The following is a 22561-nucleotide window of genomic DNA, read 5'->3' as shown; positions in this document are numbered from 1 at the left end:
CTGGTGGCCACTGCAGAATGACTCCTGAAGAAATTTATTTCACTCGTACTGAACTGGATCGTTGTGCGAATATGCGTGACCAAAAACAGCGACTTAAACAGCTGAAAAAATTTAAAACATGTCATTATGTACCTGTTTATTTAGGGAATCACCTTTACCTCAAGGGTGCTGAACATTTTTTTACTGACAGCAAGCCGATAGGTAGCAGTAAAAATGAAACCTTTTTGGGTATATTGAACGATGAATTGTGGTTCAGTTGTTCGGTGAAAGAGTCAGAGGCTCGGGCCTTAGAAGATCAACATGATGCCTCATTTCAGTCATTGAGGCAGTATGCTTTGGCGTTAGATGACGATCAGGGGCATGTGGCCTTATATTCACGTGGCATGGACTTGTGGCATCGCCGTCGACTTTATTGTTCTATATGTGGAACACCAAATAAAGCAGCCAGTTCGGGGCATAAAATGGTGTGTGAAAATGGTCACGAACAGTTTCCTCATATTGAACCTGCCGTTATTGTTTTGGTGTCAAAAGGGGATAAATGTTTGCTGGGGCGAAAGCATTCTTGGCCGCCGAATGTGTACTCTACATTGGCAGGCTTTGTTGAGCCTGGTGAATCCATTGAGGATGCAGTACACCGTGAAGTTTATGAAGAATCAAACATCAGGTTAAAAAATTTGGCATATTTTGGATCTCAGCCTTGGCCCTTTCCTTCCTCTTTAATGGTTGCTTTCAAAGCGGAAGCCAGAAGTGATGACATTCGATTAGATGATGAAATGGAAGATGTTCGCTGGTTTCACAAAGATGACTTGATTGAGTGGGTCAAACAGGGCAGTATCATATTGTCGCCACGGTTCAGCGTGGCAAACAGCTTGATTTCTAATTTTCTCGGTCAAGCTTACTGATGCCAGAACTGCCTGAGGTAGAAACCACCAAACGTGGCATTGAGAAAGCAATCATTGGAAATGAAATATCTGGTGTTTGGACTTCAGGAAAAAACCTGCGTTATCCAATCAGTCCAAAATTGGCTGCAGTCACTGGTTTGTCAGTGGTTGACGTATCTAGAAGGGCTAAATACCTGTTGATAGCACTCAATGATGGCAGTCACTTGTTATATCACTTGGGTATGTCGGGCATGATGCGCTTGCGTGACAGTGGCTATAAGCCAGAAAAACATGATCATGTGATCATCCGTTTTTCCGCTGCACCTGAATTGGTTTTCCATGACCCCAGACGTTTTGGATGTGTTGTGAAGGTTGATGATGAGATCAACCAGCATCCTTTGATTAAAAGGCTTGGCCCAGAGCCTTTTGATGAGGTTTTCACGCCTGCTTATTTAAAACGGCTGTCTAAAAATAAAACCACACCCGTTAAAACATTTATCATGAACAATGATGTGGTGGTGGGTGTTGGCAATATTTATGCTTCTGAGGCCCTTTTTCAGGCGGGCATTCACCCACACAGAAAGGCTGGTAATATCAGCCTGAAACGATTTGGAAAGTTACATGAAGCTGTGATTGGAGTGCTGACTGATGCCATCAATGCCGGTGGCACCACTTTAAAGGATTTTCATCAAAGTGATGGTAAGCCAGGTTATTTTCAGCAAAAATTAATGGTTTATGGACGTCATGAGCAAAAATGCTTTAATTGCAATTCACTGATAAAAAAAGTCATTACCGGGCAAAGAAGCACCTTTTATTGCCCTCATTGCCAAAGATAAACTCATTGTAGGCCTCAGAGTGGGTTATGCCATGCTTTTCACCTTGAAATAAAAATACATTTTCGTTAATATCATTAGAAGGCGCTCAGGGAAAAGGTGTGAATCAAACTGTTAGACTGATATTATTAAACTTGCTGTTTGCGGTTGTTTACACTGCGGTAACTTACCTCGCTTACAAAATGATGGTCAGACCCAGTTTGGCTGTAACACTTTGGCCAGCAACTGGTCTTGGTGTCGCCTTTATTGTGATTTGGGGGCGTAAATTCATTCTCGGCATTGTTTTGGGTGAATTAATTTCCAGTATTTTGCTTTATCGGTTCCTAGATGCCATGGGGTTCAATCAAGCATTTATGTTTGATCTATTGCTTTTGGCGACCAGTATTTTTAGACCCTGTTTTGCAGGCTTCATGGCCAGAAAGCTGATGGGTATGGATCTGAGTTTGATGAAAATTAGGGACATCATTCGTTTTTTTCTTTTTGCTGCAGTCATTCCTTGTTTTATTACCACTTTGATCTTTTCAGGGTTGCTGATGGCTGATGGCCATTACACCGCTGATAATGTGGTGACCAAATTTGTTGCCTGGTACGTGGGGGATTTACTCAGTATCATGATTGTCTGTCCTATGGTTTTCAGCTTGTTTGCCAAGCCCAGAAGCATTTGGAAGCCCAGAATTTGGCAAGCGGCTGTTCCCACTTTAGCTGGATTTTGTTTGGTGTTTTTTCTCTTTGATTCATTGCGGGCTAATGACGAAGTCCAAATTAAAAACACCATGGCATTAAAGAGTCGGTATATTGAGAAAGTGGGTACTTCTCAGCAATTGTCACAACCTGAATTGATCGATTTTTTAGAGTCAAATCACCAAGCTCTGGTTATGGACGATTACTGTATTGAGTTGAATGATGAAACCAATGGTCAATTGTTATACGGGTTCAATACTGGGCAATCTATTCGATTTCCAAACATCAATAATACCTTAAAGTTTAGAATTAAAGATGACCATTATTCGCTGAAATTGACACCCATAAACAGGTTTTATGATGGTCAATATTCATGGAGTTTGTGGTCGATAGTTTTTGTCAGTATGCTTTATACAGGTTTGGTAGGTGCTGGGTTATTGGCAATGACCGGGCGAAATGCTTTGACTGACTTGGAAATTAAGCGCAGAACAAAACTTCTGAATGAGGCCAATAAAGACTTGGCAGTGAGTAATGAGAACTACAGACACATAGTAGATCGTCAACCGGTTGTATTTTGGAAAATTAACATGCTGGAAGACCGCATCGTATATGTGAATCAAGAAGCAGAGTCCATATTAGGTTATCCAATAATGCAATGGCATGAAGAGCCTCATTTCTTGTCGAAAAAAATTCATCCAGATGATTTGTCAAAAGTGAAATGGAACATTCAAGAGTCGTTCGCCACAGGAGAGCGGATGGAACTAGAATACAGGGTAAAGCATGCCAGTGGTGAATACCGTTGGTTCAGAGATGTTTTGAATATACCATCAGAATTCCAAGACAGTGTCGAATGTATGGGCATGATGATAGACATTACGGATAAAAAAAATGCAGAGAATAAAATCAAACATCTGGCATTTTATGACTACTTGACTAATTTGCCCAACCGACAAAACTTTCAAAGTAAGCTTTCACGTTTGATGAAGCAGGGCCAGGAAGAAGGGCATTACGGTGCTGTTATGTTTTTAGACATGGACCGATTTAAAATATTAAATGATGCATTAGGCCATCATTTTGGCGATCAATTATTGGTCAATATTGCTGAACGATTGAATGAGTTTACGGATGAAGTGGCGGTGGTGGCTCGATTTGGTGGGGATGAATTCGTTATTGCAACTCAAGTTGAGTATGAGACCCCTAATGACACGGCAGTGAATGTGATTATGTTGGCTGAAGATATCATTAAAAAGTTAGCAGAACCTTATCAAATTGGAGAGCATAAGCACACCTGCACTGTCAGTATGGGTTTGGCGGTCTACCCCAGTCCCGGGAGTAATGTCAACGACATCATCAAACATGCAGATGCGGCAATGTATCGATCCAAAGAACAAGGCAGAAATCAATTAACCATATACCATGACAGCATGAAGGCCCACAATGATCAGGTGCTGTTTATAGAACAAATATTGAGGGAGGCAGTAGCCAATAATAATTTTATATTAAAATACCAGCCCATCACCAACCGAAACCGAGAAATCATTTCATATGAATCACTGATTCGAATTTTTCATAATGGTGAAGTGATTTTCCCAGATCAATTCATTCCTGTAGCTGAAGAAACGGGCATGATTCAAGAAATGGGGCGGTGGGTGATTGAAGAAGCCTGTCGTGCGGTGAATACTTTGAATAAGCCCGTCACCATCAACGTCAGTTCTCATCAGTTTCATCAGCAAGGATTTATTAAGCATATTGAACAATGTATGGCCACAAACAACATCAGCAAGGACATGTTAACAGTCGAATTAACCGAAGGAGTGGTGGTGGGTAATTTGCATGAAATTATATATAAATTCAATCGATTGAAAGAGATTGGCGTGCAGATAGCCATTGATGACTTTGGAACGGGATATTCTTCATTAGAGTATTTGAGAAAAATCCCCATTAACTACCTTAAAATTGATAAGAGTTTTGTCAGAGATTTACATGCTGACAAATCAGCACAAGTTATTATTGAAACCATCATTGCGATGGCGAAACACCTAAATTTAGAGGTGGTGGCAGAAGGTGTTGAATCAGATTTTCAGCACAAGATGTTGTTGGATTTAGGCTGTGATTATTTCCAAGGGTATTTATTCGGTAAACCCGCTGGCATAAAATTAAGCGCTTAATTTTTCGAATCTGAGATATGCTCAACTCACAACAACAAAAAGCGGTCACGTATACCGCCAGTCCCTTATTGGTATTGGCAGGTGCCGGGTGTGGAAAAACACGTGTGATCACTGAAAAAATGGCCCATTTGGTTAATACAGGCGCTTGCCCAGTTGAGCGGATATTTGCCATCACATTCACTAACAAAGCAGCCAAAGAGATGAGTGAACGGGCAGCAGCCTTAGTCAAAGGGGGAGAGCGAATTAGGATTTCAACATTTCATGCCTTGGGCTTAAAAATACTTCAGCAAGAAATAACACACACACCATACCATGCCGGCTTCAGTATTTTAGATGCATCTGAAACTCAAAAAATCATCAAAGATTTACTGCCCTCAGGGATAAAAAAAGAAGTGGTAAACCAGTTGCAATGGCAGATATCGGGTTGGAAAAATGCCGGTCTGGCACCAACACAAACTGAAAGCTCTGTACCGATGGCCATTGAATTATATCAACACTATTTAGACCACATGCAACACATCAATGCCATGGATTTTGATGATTTAATATTACAAAGTTTGTGGTTGTTACAACAAAATGAAACAGTCAGAAAAAGGTGGCAGAGTCATATTGGTTATTTGATGGTGGATGAATACCAAGACACCAACGCCAGTCAATATCAAATGCTCAGGGCCTTAATGGGGAATGGTGACCACCTCACGTGTGTGGGAGATGATGATCAATCTATCTACGGCTGGCGAGGTGCACAACCAGAGAATTTACAGTTGCTACAACAAGACTTCCCAAGTTTGAAAGTGCAAAAATTAGAGCAAAATTACCGTTCTTCTAGTACGATTTTAGAAGCAGCCAATGCAGTGGTTCAAAACAATCCACACCCTTTTGAAAAAAAAATCTGGAGTGATTTGGGGACAGGTGATGCGATTCAAATTCTGGTATATGACAGTCCAGAAGCTGAAGCTGAAGCGATAGTTACTGACATCATGTTTCACCACAGGGTGTCACAATTACCTTATACCGATTTTGCCATCCTTTATCGCAGTAACCACCAAGCCAAATTATTTGAGCAACAATTGCGCAGTCATAATTTGCCCTATCAAATGTCAGGTGGCCGGTCATTCTTTGATTATACAGAAATTAAAGACATGATGGCTTACCTGCGGTTGCTGGTAAACCCCAGAGACAATGCGGCGTTTCTACGAGTCATCAACACACCCAAGCGAGGTATCGGACTACAGTCAGTAAAACACATCACAGGGGCTGCGGCTAAACAAAAAATGACCTTTTTACAGGCAGCTCAATCACCGCACATCGCAGCGGGTTTAACCCCTGCAGTACAAAAGAAGTTGGCTCACTTTTGTCATTTGATAAAGCAACACCAGAAGATGAAAGGCCGACCGAACGACATTGCTAACAGCTTATTTAAGCAGTTAGATTTTGTCAACTGGGTCAACATCAATGCGAATAATAAAGTGGCAAAAATCAGTAAGGTTAAATTAGTCAAAGATTGTCTCAAGTGGATTGAAGCCTTGAGTAAGAATAAAGCCAGTAATTTGGATGAACTGATGAATTACTTGTCTTTACAAACCAGCAATGATGAAGAAGAGGGCGAGCCTGGTATCCGCATGATGACCCTACACGCAGCCAAAGGCCTGGAGTTTTCTCAAGTGTATATGGTGGGTGTAGAAGAAGGTATTTTGCCCCACAGAAATTCCATAGCCGACGATGAAGACAATGGTGGTGAACAAGGCGTAGAGGAAGAGCGAAGGTTGATGTATGTCGGCATGACCCGTGCAATGAATAATTTGAGAATTTCTTACATTAAAAAACGCAAAAGTCGGTTTGGTGAAGACGAATCGGGTCCAAAAGGTGCCAGCCGTTTCTTAGATGAAATCCCCCATGAACTGGCTGCTGGACACCCCGGTGTTAAAAAATCTGAAGCCGATCAAAAAGAACAAAGTCAGCAAAATTTTGATGCCATCATGGCGATGTTGAAGGAATAACACCTTGGCAGAAAGCTTTTGAAAATATTATTTTTTGGGTTTGTTTTTTAATAGCGCCATGATTTGATCGCTGGCCTCTTGGAGTATCGAATTCCTGTCTAGTTTTTTGACTATGCTTTGTGCCAAAGCTTTTGGACCGTCATCACCCCATGAATTGCCCTGAGCAAAATACTGTTGCGCAATTTTCCCCACCAAGTAAGTGGCATAGTAACCCAAAGCACCTTGCGCAGTGGCGGTGAGCGTTGTTGACAGGCCGACGCTGACAGTTTTCAGGGCGGATGACAGCAGGTTTACACCCCAAACTGCACCCATCAACAAGGCCAATTGTGCCATGATGGTTGCGGTCAATTTGGCCGCATCAGATTTGCTCAGATTTAATCCATAAAGCCTTGATAATTGTCTGATCATGGCCACATCAATGCCTGCTGCAAAGAGTAAGTCGGCGACAGGTATGGGGTTGCAAGCAACGCCAATGCCTTTGGCTAAGCAGTAGGTCTTTATGATTTTTGTGGCGGCATTTTGTCTTAATTGGACGATGTTTTCTGCCACTTGCCTGTTAATATCAGTGGCGAACAGGCTGGCGTTCAGTGCTGATAATGTTTTCCCTTCTTGTTCCAATATGTGCCAAATTTCGTTTTTCAAATTAATCACATCAGGATCAACATTTTTGGTTTCTTGGTGTTCGCTGCCATCGGGTTGTTGTATCAGAATAACTTGAGGCCTGGGGTCAGATGCGGCCGTCACCAATCGCACATTCAAATGTTGGGTTTTTTCATTCAAAGATTGTTGAATGCGCTGTATTTCATCAGGGCTGTAAAGGTCAGATTTGTTGAGCACCAGCAGTACGGCTTTTTCAGGAGACGCAATCAAATTCAATTGATTGAGTTCTGATTCACTTAAGTCACCTGCCAACACAAACAGAACAATGTCTGCTTGTTGTGCCGCTTGTTTGGCCATTTTTTCCCTTACCTCGCCATCAAATTCATCGGTGCCTGGAGTGTCAATCAAGACGATGGACTGTTGTTGCATGGATTGCCAGTCCAAGGGCTGGTTGTTCTTGGTTTCGCCATGAAGCGGACTGATAGCAAAATGGTGTGAACCCATCAATGCATTCAGTAATGATGACTTACCTGTACTGACTTTGCCATAAGCGACGATATGAATTTGTTGCTTTTCTAGCTTTTCTATCAGTTGTTGAACAGAAGCGTATTGGTTTTTCAGTTGGGCACGGACGGCGGCCGGAATGGAGTCGTCATCGAACAATTGCCTCAAACTGTTCAAGGCTTTTTGTTGATCTGAGGCTTCTATTGCGACAGGTTGTTTATTTTTTTCGGCTGATTTTGAGCGCCATTTTCGCCAAATCTTTTGCCAAGCCGTGCGAAGAGCCAATGAGCAATTCCTCAAATGTTTTTTGGGTCTTCTCGCTGTCCAGTTGCCCATGTTGTTGAAGGCTTAGGTGTACTGCTTGACCCAGTGAATTAAAAATCAGGCCATAGGCCACAGCGTGCATGATACCACCGGCTGCGGTGCCTAACCCAGGAAAAGATTTCAATGCATTACCAGATATGGCTAATATCAACGAAGTAGAGGTTTTGAGTTTGCCACCGGTGGCTTTAAGCACGGTATCAATTTGCAATTGGTTGACTTCGACTTGATACAGCTGACAAAGTGACCTGACCAATTGTGTGCCAATGGTGCCTTGAATGACCAAATCTGAACCAGGTGCCACTGACGCCAAGGCGCCAACAATCGCTTTGTGCGTATGACTTTGGATGATGTCTTTGGCTTTTTGGTCGTTATATGATTGACTGGCTTGGTTGAGTTTTTGTTCTGCCAGCATGAGGAAGCCTGCATCACGAAATCGGTGCAACGCAGATTCATTGCCTGCTATGACTTGTTCTATGGCATCAATCAGTGGTTTGATGTCGCTCGCTCTCGGACGTGTTTGGGTGCTGGTGGTGCCATCTGTTTTTTGAACTGTCAGTGTTTCTTGGCCACCAGTGGTGATGCGGACAACGGGAAAGAGTGAGCGCGTTTTGTCTTCAATGGCTTGTGTTAAGGCTTGTTTTTGGTCCTCGTCATACAAATCAATTTTATTCAGTGCCAAAACCATCGGTTTATTCACATGTCGGAGTGCATGGAATAAGTTCATCTCAGTGCGACTGAGGTCGCCATCCAGTAGAAAAACCACCACATGTGCACGCTGTGCTTCTTCCAAAGCACGCTCGGTTAATTCCACTTGATCAACGGCATCAAAGCCAGGCACGTCGGCAAGCATCAACTGCCCATATTGGTATTGTTGGATTGATGTTGTGGTGCCTTTGATGACATCAGTTTCGATGTCGCTGTTTGGCATCAGGGCTTTGATTAAGCTGGACTTACCACTTGAGGCATGACCAAATAAAGTTAAATGGAATAAGCCGAGATCTCGGCGCCTGTTTAATTCTGATAACTCACTTTCTGCCGCTTGGGTATCAACACCCCGTTGTTGTTCTGTGATCAGGTGTTGATTTAAACCTGATTCATCTAAATTAAAGTTGTGACTTGGTGCTGCTGAATGCGTGCTTTTTTTGCGATTGATTTTGAGCAACAGCCACAAAGGGAATAAAGCGACAAAAGCCAGAATGGTGGCATAAATAAAAACCAGCCACAACGGCGCTTGTTGTAAATAATGCCATATGGCCAATAATTTTTCTGCCAACACCAAGACCAACACAACAGCCAGCAAGCCCATAAAGGCGGCGGCCAATGCGATTAAGTTTTTAGGGTTCCATTTCATTAGGTGATTATAAGTGGCTTTTGTAGGAATTACCTCTGCGAAAGGTCATGAATCATGGTTTGCCACAAGCTGTCATTATCTAAAGGGATTTTAAGCATGTTGGATTCAATGCGTTGGTTAAGGCTTTGATGGTCTGCCCATTTGTTTTCTGTCTCTGTGTTTAAAAGCTGTTGCCAAAGGTGGTGAATTTGAGCGGTATCAAAACCATACCGTTTGAGTTGTTTGGTTGCGATTTGATCAGCCTCTATTTCTTGACTTTGTCGTAATTTTTTTAACTTTGTTTTGGGAAAGAAGACAGGTGGCTTATTGATGAAGTTGGCTAAATGTTGGTGGTGTTTGAGTATAATGTGACTGCTTTCATGTGAAATGATATGAGCCAATTGGTCAGGGTTATGAGTGCGTTTAAGCAGCCCCCATGTAATCATGATCACCCCATCGGAAAAAGCAAAAGCATTGATGTCATCACTATTTAAGAGCAGACACTGGTTTGTGATTTTGAGTTGGTTTGTAATTTTTTGACACCGCTGTTTGAAAATGGTAGCTTCAATCAAACCATTTCTTTTAATCAATTCAATGCGCTGTTTGACTGCCGTTGTTTTCGTAGCCGCTTCTGAAGTTGCCATAAAAAAAAGTAACAACAAGGCGATGAATACGTATAATAAGTTAAAGTTTTTGCTCATAGATTGAGTTTATCACGACTAAACATGACTTTTGGAAGACGGAATTCCAAAGGTTTTAGTTTAAAATTATTAATTAAACATATTTTGGGAGTATTGTATGGCGACCATTTCAATTGACATTGATGATCAAGTCAAAGAACATTTTAATAAATTTATCGAAGAGCACGGCAGTAATATTGATGCCGGTGACGTTAAAGAAGCCAAGGAAAAAATTGTTGAAATTCGCAACAGCTGTGATGACGGCTATGTGGTTGACCAAGTGGGCTGTTTACAGATGATGTTGAGCATGGTTGAAGACAAAACTTGGAAAGTCAGTGAGGCAAACAAAGAAAAAATAAACGCGACCATCCGTTATTTTGTCGATGACAATGATGTGATTCCTGATCATATTCCGGGCATTGGTTATGTTGATGACTGTATTGTTATTGATGGCACCATGGATGATGCAGAAGAAGAAATGTTGGAATATAAAGATTTTTGCCGTGCCCGCATGGTGTATGCAAAAAATGGGCCTTTTACTTTAGATGATTGGGGTAAAATCAAGGACCAAGAAGCCGTGTCTCGGGTTCGAAATCGCCGTTACCGCAAATCTAAAAGGTCTCGCGGCTGGTAATACAGTCCATGTTTCCATAAAAAAGCACCTCCTGGGGTGCTTTTTTTATTTGAAATTTCAATAAAACAACCCATCTAAGTGGTTCTCATTAAAAAATACAACCATGAAAGAATCCATGCACAATTACAGGGGCACCACCATTGTCAGTTACAGAGATGACAAGCAGGTGGTGATTGGCGGTGACGGTCAGGTCACTTTGGGCAATACAGTGATGAAGTCCAATGCCAGAAAAGTTCGTCGCCTATATAAGAATCAAGTGTTGGCGGGTTTTGCTGGAGCCACTGCAGATGCTTTTACCCTCTTTGAAGTTTTTGAGGCCAAATTAGAAAAACATTCAGGACACTTGGTTCGTTCTGCTGTAGAAATGGCTAAAGAATGGCGTACTGATCGTCGTTTAGGGCGTTTAGAAGCCTTGTTGGCCGTGGCTGACAAAGAAACTTCATTAATCATTTCAGGAAATGGTGATGTGATTGAACCAGAGCATGGTTTGATTGCTATTGGTTCAGGTGGTCCTTTTGCACAATCTGCAGCCATGGCGATGATAAGAAACACAGATTTAGTGGCTGAAAAAGTCGTTAAAGAGTCGCTGAATATTGCGGCCGATATTTGCATCTATACCAACAAAAATCACACTATAGAAACTTTGGAATTGGATTAAGGAATACATTATGTCAAACATGACTCCCAGAGAAATTGTACAAGAATTAGACAAGCACATCATTGGCCAAAAAGATGCCAAACGATCAGTTGCTGTGGCTTTACGAAACCGCTGGCGTCGCATGCAGCTGGATGCGGATTTAGCGAAAGAAATCACACCCAAAAATATATTAATGATTGGGCCTACTGGAGTGGGTAAAACTGAAATTGCCAGAAGGCTGGCTGTTTTAGCTGATGCACCATTTATCAAAATTGAAGCCACAAAATTCACTGAAGTCGGCTATGTGGGTAAAGATGTGGAGTCTATCATTCGTGACTTGGTGGAATCTTCAATGAAGCGCACCCGTGAGTCAGCAATGAAGTTGGTGACTAAAAAAGCAGAGGCAGCTGCTGAAGAGCGTATTCTGGATTATTTGTTGCCCAAGCGAGAGTCGCCGATTCCAGGAGAACAGGTCGATGACAGCAAAACCCGCAGTAAGTTTTTAACCAAGTTACGTGATGGTTTGTTAGATGACAAAGAAATTGAAATCAAAGTCAGTGCCAATATGGGCGGCGTGGACATCATGGGTCCTCCTGGTATGGAAGAGATGACTGATCAATTACAAAGTATGTTTGAGAATATAGGTAAAAAGAAAAAGCAGACCAAAAAAATGACGGTTGCTGCAGCCATGCCTATATTGTTAGAAGAAGAAGCACAGCAACTGATTAATGAAGATGAAATCCGTCAAAAAGCTGTTGAACAAGCTGAAAACAATGGCATTGTATTCCTTGATGAAATTGATAAAGTGGCCAAGTCAGGCACCATGGGCGGTGGTTCAGGACAGGTTTCTCGAGAAGGTGTGCAGCGGGATTTGTTACCATTAATTGAAGGGTCTGTTGTGAATACCAAATACGGTCAAATCAAAACTGATCATATTTTGTTCATTGCATCGGGTGCCTTTCATTTAAGTAAACCATCCGACTTGATACCTGAATTACAAGGCCGTTTACCTATACGTGTTGAATTACGCGCATTAACGGCTGAAGACTTTGAGCGAATTTTGACTGAACCTGAATATGCTTTAACTGATCAATACAAGGCGTTGTTAGGGACTGAAGAGGTGGATTTGCAATTCACCCCAGACGGCATCAAGCGGTTGGCTCAAATTGCTTGGTCAGTGAATGAAAAAACTGAAAATATTGGTGCCAGAAGATTGCATACCATTTTAGAAACAGTTTTAGATGAGGTGGCATTTGAAGCCCCTGATAAGTCAGGCCAAAGTTATGTGATAGACGCTGCGCATGTGGATAAGGTGTTGGGTGACGTGGTTGAAGATGAAGACTTGAGTCGATATATCTTGTAGATTGATTGAGTATTTCACCTAAAACAAGGATAATGTGCGGCTACATTTTATAAATTCGTAAGAGAGGATACGCATGAACACAATAAAATTATTATTTATTTCAGTGGCATTGATGTCATTAATGGCTTGTGGTGAAGATCAGGGCCCGGGTGCTGCTGCCAATGAAGTGGCAAAATTAGATACCAATACACCTGATGGTGCATTCAAAGCAGTTGTTGCTTCACTGCGAAGTAATGATTTGAAAACCATGATTCAAACGTCAATGAGTGAAGAGCAGTACAATGAATTGGTTGCTGAGTTTGAAAAAGGCAAAGCCACTCAGTTTTCTCAATCTGATGAGATGCAGTTTCAACAAATGATGGGCATGCTGACATCAGAAGGTGCTGAAGATACTTTGTATGCTATGGCTGCACCACAGTTAGAACAAGCCAGGGCGTTTTTGCCAATGGCACTGATGATGGGTAAAGACCAAATCAGTCAAATGGTTCAAAGTAATGGCATGTTAGATCAAGCACAACAAGAATCAGCAATTAAGGTTGGTGGTGCAGTCATTGATTGGGTTGGTGAAAACGATATTTTGAGCGAAGAAGTGACCAAAGGTGCCATTGCTGCTGCAGTAGCTACTGCCAAAGCGTTGGATATGAAATCTTTGAATGAAGTAAAAGACATGAGCTTTGATCAGGCATTAGAGAAAGGTGCGGTTGTATTAGGTGGTGTGAAAAACATCATGGGTGCTTACGGCATTTCAATGGATGACATGTTAGATTCTGTAGAAGTAAGTAATGTTCAAGTGAGCGGTGAAACGGCTACTATGGACATGACGATGGAATTGTTTGGTGAAGAAATTACCCAAGCTGTGAACATGGTTCAAAAAAATGGCAAGTGGGTCAGCGAGAAATAATCGTTCAAATCCACAAAAAGTGTTAAAATGAGGGGTCTTTTTGACCCCTTTTTGTTGTTATGTCATTATTAAGCAAACTGCTCTACCTGCGAGTTAAAGTTGAATACAGTCCACAAAAGCTGGACAGCCTGGGTATTCAACAAGATCAAGCGTTTGCTTATGTTTTATCGAGCGATTCATCTATTTCCCGCAGTATTTTGTGGGAAGAAATCAACAGGGGGAATTTGCCGATTCCTAAAACCAACCATTTCCCATTGGATAAAAAAATCCTCGCAAATCAAAAACTAATAGGCATTTGGAACCGCACAACTGACTATGCAACGTTTGAACAACAAGTTACCAAGCTGATAGAACACAACCATTCTCAGCCGGAGCAGTCGATTCAATTGATTCCAGTATCCGTGTTTTTGGGGCGAGCGCCAGATAAAGACCATGGTGCTTTCAAAATTTTGTTTTCAGAAAAATGGGGCATCACGGGACGTTTCAGAAAATTCATGTCATTTTTGATTCATGGCAAGCACACATTGGTTCGTTTAGGTAAGCCCATTATCTTGAGTGAAGAAATGACCCAAGGCCAAGACGCAGAAAAGTTATCCAAAAAGATTTCTCGTGTTTTGAGGGTGCATGCCATGCGTGTTAAGACCTCTGTGGTTGGTAGGGATTTATCACACCGGCGCACCATTGCGAAAAATATCATCAAACGTCCAGCTGTTCAAATAGAAATTCAAGGTTATGCTAAGCGTAGAAAAATTCCCATAGAAAAAGCACAAAAAGAAGCAGAAAAAATCATCAGGGAAATCGCTGCCGACTATACATACAATACAATCAAATTGATGCATCGCATATTCAGGTGGTTTTGGACCAAAGTTTATGACGGAGTGAAGTTAAACTTTTTAGATGAATTGCGTACTGTGGCCACCACCAAAGAAGTGATTTATACACCCTGTCACCGCAGTCATATTGATTATTTGATTTTATCTTACTCATTGTATGAGAAAGGGTTGGTACCACCGCACATTGCGGCAGGAATCAATTTAAACCTACCTGTTGTGGGGAATATATTGCGTAAGTCTGGTGCTTTTTTTATCAGACGATCATTTAATTCTGCTTTGTATTCAACGATATTTTCTGAATATTTAAGTTCGCTGATTGCACATGGTGTGGCGGTTGAATATTTTATTGAAGGTACTCGCAGTCGAACAGGGCGATTATTACACCCCAAAGCAGGCATGTTGGCGATGACTGTCCGAAGCTATTTGAATGAGCGCAGCCTGCCACTGGTGTTTCAGCCATCATCCTTGAACTATGAAAAATTGATGGAAGGGACTTCTTACAAAAGTGAGTTGGGGGGGGGTTCTAAGAAAAAAGAGTCGATTGGCGGCTTGTTTAAAACCAGAAAACTACTCAAAGACGAATACGGTCGTTTGACAGTCAATTTTTCAGAGCCAATTGAGCTTGATGACATTTTAGACAAGTACCAGCCCGACTGGAGAAACATCACTTTAGGAGTCAAAGAAAAGCCTCAGTGGTTTAAAGAAGTGGTAAACGAGGCGGGTGAGCAGATATTAACCAAAATCAATGAGTCGGCACACGTCAATCCCATTAACTTTTTAGCGATTACCTTGTTGTCTACGCCTAACAGGTCAGCGACAGAAGAAAATTTGATGACTCAAATTCGTTTGTATCGAGATTTGTTGCACAAAGCACCTTATTCAGAACGGACCACGATTACTTCATTAAATGAAGATGAAATCATCGAAACAGGGATTCGTTTGAAATTCATTGAGCGCATCGAACATCCGCTGGGGGATGTCATTAAAGTCCGTGATGAAATGGCGGTATTGATGACCTATTACCGCAATAACATCATTCATTTGTTTGCCGCCAGTTCTTTTATTGCCATGTTTTTTGTGAACACAAAAAATGTGTCACGCAAAGAGGTGCTGCGCATGATGGCCATCGTGTATCCTTATGTTCAAAATGAATTGTTCTTAAAGTGGACGCGTGAAGAATTTGTGGCCTATGGTCGAGATGTGATTAAGGTGTTCCGTGAACTTAACTTGATTACCACAGACCGTTTAACCATGAAACGTCATATCGGCGGCTCAAAGCAAGCCGCTCAGTTACGGGTTTTGGCCAATGCCTTGATGCAAACTTATGAACGGTTCTTTATTGTGATTGCCGTTTTGAAAAACGAACCTGTTGGGAGTCTCAGCAGTGGAGAATTGGAATCAAAGTGTCATCAAGTGGCCAGTCAACTGTCTTTGTTATATGAATTCAATTCACCAGATTTTTTTGATAAAGCTTTGTTCAAGCAGTTCATTAACGTCCTTAAGTCTGAATCTATCATCAGCACAGATGGGCAAGGAAAAATTGTTCCCAGTGATAACATCACACCCCTGTTTGATGGTGCTAAAACCATATTATCCAAGCGAACAAGGCACAGCATTCTGCATTTACTGTGATGCCTTACCCTCAAAAATTGATAATTGTCATGTTGCCAGCGATTAAGGCTATGCTGTGAATTTAAACATGACAATTGTCATGTCTGTTTTGTACCTTGTTGCCTATAATTTGCATTTTTAAAAACAGAGAAATGCACATGAAAAAAACGTTAACACTTTCACTGGCCCTCTTGTGTGGCTCATCAATTGCTGTCGATAAAGGTGACTGGATATTCCATGCCAGAGCCATAAATATCAGTCCCAATGACGATTCAAGTTTGATCAGAGTAGATGGTGCTGGTGTTCCGGGAACAGGGGTCAATGTAGACGATAACTTTTCCTTAGACTTGTCTTTGGCTTATATGTTTTCTGATCATTGGGCGGTTGAATTATTGGCAGATTTAAGTTCTAAGCACAATGTATCCGCATATGGTTTGAGCGACTTGGGAGTACCAAACGGTACTGACGTGGTTGAAACGAATGTTTTACCGCCTACTGTTTTTTTACAGTATCAATTCAGACCAAGCGAAAAAGTCAGGCCTTACATGGGCGTTGGCGTGAATCATACTTTGTTTTTTAGTGATAAATTAACACCCGCTGCAAAAGATGTTTTGGGTGCAAGTGGATTGAGTTTAGAGTCGTCATTTGGTTTAGGTGCACAGTTTGGTATTGATTTTGAAATGAAGAATGACTGGTTTTTAAATATAGATTTAAAGTACATACAAATTGATACAGAAGCTAAATTTGATACAGCGATAGGTAGAGCATCAGTTGATGTGGACATCAATCCAACAGTATTCGGAATTGGGTTCGGTCGTACATTTTGAATGAGTATGTGGCTTACTCAGTTGTGAGCCACTTTCTTGAGTTTATTTAGGAGTTAAAATGAGCGGAAAGCCGACTATTCTCTACAGTGATGCCAATCATGTTTGTATGGCCTTTAACGATTTAGTTGAAGGTGAGGGAGTACAATCTAATCAATTTTTGATCAAAAACGGAGACACCACTATGCTTTTAGATCCGGGTGGTGATTTGACCTATATACCCATGAGTATTGCACTCAGTAGGTATATTAAGTTACGCGACCTCGATTATATTTTTGCATCGCATCAAGATCCGGATATTATTGCTTCTATTGATCGTTGGGTGATGAATACTAAATGTGATGTGGTTGTTTCAAAACTGTGGGGGCGCTTTCTTCCACACTTGCTCTCAAGTCATATTGGAAAAAGTGTGGGTAATTTTTCAGACCGTTTAATTGAACTGTCAGATAAAGGCAAAAGAATGGCCTTTGGTGACAGTCAATTGGTTTTTGTACCTGCACACTTTTTACACTCAGTTGGAAATTTTCAGGTGTATGACCCTACAAGTAAAATCTTGTTCTCAGGTGACATGGGTGCATCTATTGGAGGCGAAGAAGAGGGGTTTTTTGTAACTGATTTTGAAACTCATATACCATTGATGAAGGGGTTTCATCAGCGTTATATGTGTTCTTCGAAGGCGACGAAATTATGGGCTGATGCGGTACGAAATCTGGATATAGATATTTTGGTCCCTCAACATGGGCGAGCATTTAAAGGTAAAGAAATGATAGGCTTATTTTTAGACTGGATAGGCGGCTTGTCATGTGGAATTGACTTGCTTGATGAAAGGAGCTACCAAGCGCCGAAATAGTATTGAGTAGGTTTCAATGGATATGATGGATTTGTAGTCAGTGAATAGTTTGAACCATTCAGCGCAGATGTTTGTCCTATCTTTTTTAATGGGAATATAAAGCATGAGGAAAATGGTTCAAACGGGTTTGTTAATGGGTCTTACTTGTAACGTGATGGCATCAGAACAATCGGAAATGTCGGCGACATTAAGTCAGCTTTCGGGACAAAAAGTAGAGGTCACTCAGGTTAACAAAACAGCCATGAATGGCGTCAAGGAAATTGTGGTTAAGGCAAAGCAAGGAAATGAAATTATTTACATGTCTGATGATGGCCAATTTATTGTGGAAGGCAATATCATTAACATCAAAAGCGGAATCAATTTAAAAACTGAAACCGAACGCTCATTGCGAAAAGAGTTGATGGCAGATCATGCGGAAAGCTTACAAAGTATAGACTTTTATCCAGATGCGATGAAACAGCATGTAACTGTATTTACCGATATAGACTGTGGATATTGTCGAAAACTACATGAAGAAATAGATCAATACAATGATTTGGGTATCGGTGTTTCTTATGTGTTTTTCCCTCGTGGTGGGTTGAATTCAGGTTCTTATGATAAAGCCGTTAATGTGTGGTGTGCCGAAGATCAGCAGCAAGCTTTGAGTGATGCCAAATCAGGTGGGGAAATTAAACCGATGATGTGTGAGAATCCAATCACTTCCCAATTTAATCTGGGCATTCAGGCAGGTGTTCACAAAGTGGGTACGCCTTCAATTGTGCTTACTGACGGGACTTTGGTTCGAGGCTATATGCCACCTAAAAACTTAAAAGCCAAGCTGGATCAATTGAAAGAAAAATAAAATAATGACATAAAAATTAAAGCCGCTGGCGTAACACCTCAAATAAAGTGACGCCAGTGGCCACTGAAACATTCAAGCTTTGTACTTCTCCAGCCATTGGAATGTGTATTAAGTGGTCACACTTTTCCTTCACCAAGTGACGCAAACCCTTGCCTTCATTGCCCATCACAATAGCGACCGCACCAGATAAGTCAGTTTGAAACAAGCTTTGACTGCGTTCACTACAATCCGTGCCATATACCCACACACCAGCTTGTTTTATTGTTTCAATGGCACGTGCTAAATTACTCACTTGAAATAAGTTCAAATTATCTACAGCGCCAGCGGCAGTGGTTCGTGTAACAGCAGTAATAGGTGCTGATTGGTTTTTGGTGATGATGACGGCCGTAACGCCAGCCGCATCTGCTGACCTCAAACAAGCGCCCAAGTTCCTTGGGTCTTCAATGCTGTCCAGAATAAGCAGCAGTGGGTTTTGCCAAGTGTCCAACTGTTCTTTGAGTTGTTTTTCGCCGTGAATCTGCAGGTGTTCAACTTTAGCCACCACGCCTTGGTGTTTTTCTGTACACAGTTTATCTAAGTCTGCAGGGGCAACCCAATGGCTGTTCACTTCTGATTTATCTAACAGTTGTTTCAACTTGTTAAGGCGTTGGTTTTTACTTTCCCTGAGAATCCAGACTTCAGTGACTTGGCCGGATTTGACGGCATTTTCTACAGCGTGGATACCAAAAATGATTTGTGCGGTCATTGTTTTATTTTTTGTACAAATTCAAAGTCAATTTTTCGGTCATCCAAATCAACCTGAGCCACGCGAATTTCAATGCGATCAGTCAAACGGAACAGGTTACCTCCGCGTTCGCCAGTGAGCTGGTGCTTCACGCCGTCGTAGTGATAATAATCATTGGGTAAAGAAGTCACATGGATCAATCCATCAACCTGATACTGCTCTAACTGAACAAACAAACCAAAGCGTGTCACGCCTGAAACTGTGCCCGTCATGACATCGCCAATGAATTGTTGCATGAACAAACATTTCAAACGCGCATCGACTTCACGAGAAGCCATTTCAGCACGGCGTTCTGTCATAGAACACTGTTTGGCAATCGCATCAGCTTGCTCGGGTGTGTATCGATAGCGACTGTCCTTGTGGTACAAAATATGATCAATGGCCCGATGTACCATCAAATCAGGGTAACGCCTGATGGGTGAGGTGAAGTGCGCATAATGAGTCAAAGCCAAACCAAAATGACCTGCATTACTGCTTTCATAAGTGGCCAATGACTGAGAACGCAATACCACCTGTTCAATTAAATTGCGGTCTTGTCGATGCTGGACTTGATTTAATAGTTTGGTTAAATCTTTAGGTGTTGGTGAATCTTTGAACTTGGGTGTAACACCCAATCCTTTAAGGAAAGCAACAAGGTCTTTGACTTTGCCTTCAGGTGGCGAATTGTGACAACGAAAAGCAGCTGGCACATCGTGTTTTTCAATAAACTTAGCAGCACACACATTGGCCGCGATCATAAAGTTTTCAATCAGTTTGTGTGCGTCATTGCGTTCATAGCCTTTTATGTCTGCGACCATGCCGTCTTCACCAATAACAATATAAACGTCACTGGAGTTGAACTCTATACCGCCGCGCGCATACTTCTCCATTTGCATCGATTGAAACAAATGATACATATGAGTCAAAGAATCTATCGCGGCTTTTGGCCACGAGCTTGCTTCTTTGGGTGATTCGCTGTTTTCATCCAAATAGGCCCAAGCTTGGTCGTAGGTCATGCGGGCATGCGAGTGCATCAGTCCACGGTAAAACTCATAAGATTGTATCTCGCCCATGCCATTGATATGCATCTCACACACCATGCTTAAACGGTCCACATTCGGGTTTAAAGAGCATATACCATTGGACAACTCCAAAGGCAGCATAGGGATAACACGACCTGGAAAATAAACCGAAGTACCGCGCACATAAGCCTCTTTGTCTAAAGCTTTGTCAGGCTGCACATAACTGGACACATCAGCGATGGCCACCAGTAGTTTATAGCCATTGTCGGTGGGTTCTGCATAAACCGCATCATCAAAGTCACGTGCGTCGGCGCCATCAATCGTGACCAAAGGCAAATGCCTGATGTCCTTGTGTGGTCCCAGTGTCGATTCATCCACTTGTTCTGGAATTAACTGGCGCGCTTGCTCAACTGCTTCAGGCCACTCTACAGGCAGGTTTTCACTGACGATGGTTAACTGCATCGACAGTTCATGGTTAAGCTGTTGTCCTAAAATGGCAATCACTTCTCCAAAAGCAGGCCTGTGTTTGTCTGGGTATTTCTTAATGCTGACGGTGACATAGTCATTGTTCTTGGCGCTGCCCATCACGTCATTGGGGATCATGATGTCGCCGAGTCTCGTGTTGTCTGCTTTGACATAAGCCATGCCATCTTCCACCACAAGCTTGCCTGCTACGGTCTTATGGGCTCGTTTGATGACTTCTACGATAAAAGCATCGGTTTTACCGCGTCCCTTGCGTGCGGCTTGCACATCGGCCAAGACTTCATCACCGTCCATCACTTTGCGCATTTGTTTTGGACTGACAAAAGCATCATCATCCAGCTCGCTGGAAATAAAGAAGCCAAAGCCATCTTGGTGTGCCTGTACATGTCCTTGTTTTAAGTCTAATTTTGACCTGACGCCATAACCGTTTTTTCGGTTAACCATGAGTTGACCATCTGAAACCATGGTGCGCAAACGAAAGCGTAAACCATCGAATTCTTCTTCGGTTCTGATGCCAATTTTTATCGCAATGGTCTCCAATTTAAGCAATTTATTCTCCTTGCTTAAGAAGTCTAAAATGGCGCGTCGGCTGGGAATAGGATTGGGGTATTTCTGTACTTGCTCCGCAAACTCTGGGTCTGGGATATTAAAAGGATTTTTCATGGCGCCATTATAACGTGTGATTTTGACAACATGATGATATTGGGTATTTTAATGTTAAAATAGCAGCCAATTCTTAATACAAAACACTTGGAAAACAGCATGATAAAAGCAGAAATGGTCGAAGACATGGTCAATAAAGTGGAGCAATTGATTCCTGAAGATTTGAAAACCATGCGCCAAGATTTCCACAAAAACATCAAATCTATCCTAACAGCTGGCTTACAAAAGGCAGATTTAGTGACACGAGAAGAATTCGAAGTACAAAAAGCCGTATTGGCCAAAACCCGCGCCAAACTGGAAGCCATTGAAGCCCAGTTGTCTCAATCAGAGGGTTAATTTAAATTGTGGTCTAAGAATTGGCTCACTTTAACAAAGCCCAAGCAACTGAGGCCAGCATTAAAAGTGCAAAAGACACGCGCAATAATCGGGCTTGTTTGGGCTGGGTGAACATGGGTTTAATCAAGCTGCCCAAGCAAAGCCATATAACATCCACAATCACTGCGACCAGAAAACATACCAATCCAGTCAAGGCATAGGCGGTCAATTGATTTTCAAAAGGCAAAAGGAATTGTGTGAACAAAGCCAAAAAAGCGGCATAAGCTTTGGGGTTTAATAAGTTCAGGATGAACCCTTGGATAAAAGTAGGCGCGTTTTTTTGTGATGACGATTCACCAGAAATCACAGCTGCTGTTGCTATCTTATAAGCAATAAAAACAATATAAGCAGCGCCTATGATTTGCATTGCAACTGCGGCCTTGGGGAAAGCCAGGAACAAAGCATTGATACCTAAAATGGCACCCAATATGGCCACCGCCAAACCCAATAATATGCCAGCTAAAAACGCCAAACCACCACGCACACCAAAAGTCGCCCCAGTGGCGGCCAAGGCCAAAGGTGCAGGGCCTGGCGAACCCAATAGCAACAAGGTTGTAAAGATCAGTGTTAAGGTGGCTTCAATCATGGAAATTACAAGCTAATAATTGGAGGAATAAAATAAAACGTTATTGTATCTGTATTCAAAAAAATTGCGATGCATATATTAAGTGTAAGAGTTATGGCCTATTCTGGCAGGCACCCGTTTTTGTATACACTGTCAGGTTGGACTGAGTTTACAAATTTACATCCAAAATGATTA

The 22561-nt window shown here is 41.9% G+C and carries 19 protein-coding genes; 13 read left to right on the top strand and 6 right to left on the bottom strand.

The window, feature by feature from the left end; translation table 11 throughout:
* Positions 1-17: 17 nt before the first annotated feature.
* The 4 genes from nudC (at position 18) to FET73_RS11430 (ending at position 6563) form a co-directional block, all read left to right on the top strand.
* A complete protein-coding gene (nudC, locus tag FET73_RS11445) occupies positions 18-902 on the top strand; it encodes an NAD(+) diphosphatase (RefSeq protein ID WP_154224099.1) in 885 nt (294 codons plus the stop codon).
* Complete coding sequence (gene mutM / locus FET73_RS11440) at positions 902-1717, top strand: bifunctional DNA-formamidopyrimidine glycosylase/DNA-(apurinic or apyrimidinic site) lyase (RefSeq protein ID WP_154224098.1); 816 nt, start codon at positions 902-904, stop codon at positions 1715-1717. Before nudC ends, mutM begins: the two co-directional genes overlap by 1 nt.
* A 98-nt stretch (positions 1718-1815) precedes the next feature.
* Positions 1816-4563: an EAL domain-containing protein gene (locus FET73_RS11435; RefSeq protein WP_154224097.1), complete on the top strand. Its 2748-nt coding sequence runs from the start codon at positions 1816-1818 to the stop codon at positions 4561-4563.
* A gap of 17 nt (positions 4564-4580) precedes the next feature.
* A complete protein-coding gene (locus FET73_RS11430) occupies positions 4581-6563 on the top strand; it encodes an ATP-dependent helicase (protein ID WP_154224096.1) in 1983 nt (660 codons plus the stop codon).
* A gap of 27 nt (positions 6564-6590) precedes the next feature.
* Here FET73_RS11430 and FET73_RS11425 read toward each other — a convergent pair whose 3' ends face one another.
* From FET73_RS11425 to FET73_RS11415, 3 genes are read right to left on the bottom strand one after another with little or no spacing between them, the layout of a single operon-like run.
* Positions 6591-7844 carry a YcjF family protein gene (locus FET73_RS11425; RefSeq protein ID WP_179952249.1) on the bottom strand — a complete coding sequence of 418 codons (1254 nt, stop codon included), beginning with the start codon at positions 7842-7844 and terminating at the stop codon, positions 6591-6593.
* 40 nt (positions 7845-7884) lie between these two features.
* A complete protein-coding gene (locus tag FET73_RS11420; protein ID WP_154224094.1) occupies positions 7885-9342 on the bottom strand; it encodes an Era-like GTP-binding protein in 1458 nt (485 codons plus the stop codon).
* Between the two features lie 29 nt (positions 9343-9371).
* Entirely contained in the window at positions 9372-10022 is a 651-nt protein-coding gene (locus FET73_RS11415; RefSeq protein WP_154224093.1) for a M48 family metallopeptidase, read from the bottom strand.
* A gap of 97 nt (positions 10023-10119) precedes the next feature.
* Between FET73_RS11415 and FET73_RS11410 the strand changes: the two genes are divergently transcribed.
* From FET73_RS11410 to FET73_RS11375, 8 genes are all read left to right on the top strand, one after another.
* The gene (locus FET73_RS11410; protein ID WP_154224092.1) at positions 10120-10635 is read left to right on the top strand and encodes a YkvA family protein; all 516 of its coding nucleotides are present in this window, start codon (positions 10120-10122) and stop codon (positions 10633-10635) included.
* Between the two features lie 103 nt (positions 10636-10738).
* The gene (hslV, locus tag FET73_RS11405) at positions 10739-11293 is read left to right on the top strand and encodes an ATP-dependent protease subunit HslV (RefSeq protein ID WP_484502573.1); all 555 of its coding nucleotides are present in this window, start codon (positions 10739-10741) and stop codon (positions 11291-11293) included.
* Positions 11294-11303: 10 nt separating this feature from the next.
* Positions 11304-12635 carry an ATP-dependent protease ATPase subunit HslU gene (gene hslU / locus FET73_RS11400; RefSeq protein WP_154224091.1) on the top strand — a complete coding sequence of 444 codons (1332 nt, stop codon included), beginning with the start codon at positions 11304-11306 and terminating at the stop codon, positions 12633-12635.
* A gap of 73 nt (positions 12636-12708) precedes the next feature.
* Positions 12709-13536: a hypothetical protein gene (locus FET73_RS11395; protein ID WP_154224090.1), complete on the top strand. Its 828-nt coding sequence runs from the start codon at positions 12709-12711 to the stop codon at positions 13534-13536.
* A 59-nt stretch (positions 13537-13595) separates the two neighbouring features.
* A complete protein-coding gene (gene plsB, locus FET73_RS11390; RefSeq protein WP_154224089.1) occupies positions 13596-16001 on the top strand; it encodes a glycerol-3-phosphate 1-O-acyltransferase PlsB in 2406 nt (801 codons plus the stop codon).
* 137 nt (positions 16002-16138) lie between these two features.
* On the top strand, positions 16139-16807 hold the full coding sequence (locus FET73_RS11385) for an OmpW/AlkL family protein (protein WP_179952248.1): 669 nt from the start codon (positions 16139-16141) through the stop codon (positions 16805-16807).
* A gap of 58 nt (positions 16808-16865) precedes the next feature.
* The gene (locus FET73_RS11380) at positions 16866-17654 is read left to right on the top strand and encodes an oxygen-binding di-iron domain-containing protein (RefSeq protein WP_154224087.1); all 789 of its coding nucleotides are present in this window, start codon (positions 16866-16868) and stop codon (positions 17652-17654) included.
* 103 nt (positions 17655-17757) lie between these two features.
* Positions 17758-18495, top strand: coding sequence for a thioredoxin fold domain-containing protein (locus tag FET73_RS11375; RefSeq protein WP_154224086.1), 738 nt, complete (start codon positions 17758-17760; stop codon positions 18493-18495).
* A 16-nt stretch (positions 18496-18511) separates the two neighbouring features.
* Here the strand turns inward: FET73_RS11375 and rlmB are convergent, their stop codons facing one another.
* Both rlmB and rnr read right to left on the bottom strand, forming a co-directional pair.
* Positions 18512-19240 carry a 23S rRNA (guanosine(2251)-2'-O)-methyltransferase RlmB gene (gene rlmB / locus FET73_RS11370; protein WP_154224085.1) on the bottom strand — a complete coding sequence of 243 codons (729 nt, stop codon included), beginning with the start codon at positions 19238-19240 and terminating at the stop codon, positions 18512-18514.
* Positions 19237-21426 (bottom strand): ribonuclease R, encoded by a 2190-nt coding sequence (rnr, locus tag FET73_RS11365; RefSeq protein WP_154224084.1) that lies wholly within the window; start codon positions 21424-21426, stop codon positions 19237-19239. The genes rlmB and rnr overlap by 4 nt, the downstream gene beginning before the upstream one ends.
* A 99-nt stretch (positions 21427-21525) precedes the next feature.
* On the opposite strand from rnr, the gene FET73_RS11360 reads away from it, so the two are divergent.
* Positions 21526-21762: an accessory factor UbiK family protein gene (locus FET73_RS11360; protein ID WP_154224083.1), complete on the top strand. Its 237-nt coding sequence runs from the start codon at positions 21526-21528 to the stop codon at positions 21760-21762.
* A gap of 25 nt (positions 21763-21787) precedes the next feature.
* Here FET73_RS11360 and FET73_RS11355 read toward each other — a convergent pair whose 3' ends face one another.
* Positions 21788-22387, bottom strand: a complete 600-nt coding sequence (locus FET73_RS11355; protein ID WP_154224082.1) for a LysE family translocator — start codon at positions 22385-22387, stop codon at positions 21788-21790.
* Between the last annotated feature and the right edge of the window lie 174 nt (positions 22388-22561).

The sequence above is a fragment of the Marinicella rhabdoformis genome (genome assembly GCF_009671245.1).
GTDB lineage: Bacteria > Pseudomonadota > Gammaproteobacteria > Xanthomonadales > Marinicellaceae > Marinicella > Marinicella rhabdoformis.
This window is presented reverse-complemented; position numbering and strand designations above follow the sequence as displayed.

What these genes read in the sequence shown, in the direction of transcription:
- nudC (WP_154224099.1), top strand. Translation starts at nt 18, where the DNA reads ATGACTCCTGAAGAAATTTATTTCACTCGTACTGAACTGGATCGTTGT.
- mutM (WP_154224098.1), top strand. Translation starts at nt 902, where the DNA reads ATGCCAGAACTGCCTGAGGTAGAAACCACCAAACGTGGCATTGAGAAA.
- FET73_RS11430 (WP_154224096.1), top strand. Translation starts at nt 4,581, where the DNA reads ATGCTCAACTCACAACAACAAAAAGCGGTCACGTATACCGCCAGTCCC.
- FET73_RS11420 (WP_154224094.1), bottom strand. Translation starts at nt 9,342, where the DNA reads ATGAAATGGAACCCTAAAAACTTAATCGCATTGGCCGCCGCCTTTATG.
- FET73_RS11415 (WP_154224093.1), bottom strand. Translation starts at nt 10,022, where the DNA reads ATGAGCAAAAACTTTAACTTATTATACGTATTCATCGCCTTGTTGTTA.
- FET73_RS11410 (WP_154224092.1), top strand. Translation starts at nt 10,120, where the DNA reads ATGGCGACCATTTCAATTGACATTGATGATCAAGTCAAAGAACATTTT.
- hslV (WP_484502573.1), top strand. Translation starts at nt 10,739, where the DNA reads ATGAAAGAATCCATGCACAATTACAGGGGCACCACCATTGTCAGTTAC.
- hslU (WP_154224091.1), top strand. Translation starts at nt 11,304, where the DNA reads ATGTCAAACATGACTCCCAGAGAAATTGTACAAGAATTAGACAAGCAC.
- FET73_RS11395 (WP_154224090.1), top strand. Translation starts at nt 12,709, where the DNA reads ATGAACACAATAAAATTATTATTTATTTCAGTGGCATTGATGTCATTA.
- plsB (WP_154224089.1), top strand. Translation starts at nt 13,596, where the DNA reads ATGTCATTATTAAGCAAACTGCTCTACCTGCGAGTTAAAGTTGAATAC.
- FET73_RS11385 (WP_179952248.1), top strand. Translation starts at nt 16,139, where the DNA reads ATGAAAAAAACGTTAACACTTTCACTGGCCCTCTTGTGTGGCTCATCA.
- FET73_RS11380 (WP_154224087.1), top strand. Translation starts at nt 16,866, where the DNA reads ATGAGCGGAAAGCCGACTATTCTCTACAGTGATGCCAATCATGTTTGT.
- FET73_RS11375 (WP_154224086.1), top strand. Translation starts at nt 17,758, where the DNA reads ATGAGGAAAATGGTTCAAACGGGTTTGTTAATGGGTCTTACTTGTAAC.
- rlmB (WP_154224085.1), bottom strand. Translation starts at nt 19,240, where the DNA reads ATGACCGCACAAATCATTTTTGGTATCCACGCTGTAGAAAATGCCGTC.
- rnr (WP_154224084.1), bottom strand. Translation starts at nt 21,426, where the DNA reads ATGAAAAATCCTTTTAATATCCCAGACCCAGAGTTTGCGGAGCAAGTA.
- FET73_RS11360 (WP_154224083.1), top strand. Translation starts at nt 21,526, where the DNA reads ATGATAAAAGCAGAAATGGTCGAAGACATGGTCAATAAAGTGGAGCAA.
- FET73_RS11355 (WP_154224082.1), bottom strand. Translation starts at nt 22,387, where the DNA reads ATGATTGAAGCCACCTTAACACTGATCTTTACAACCTTGTTGCTATTG.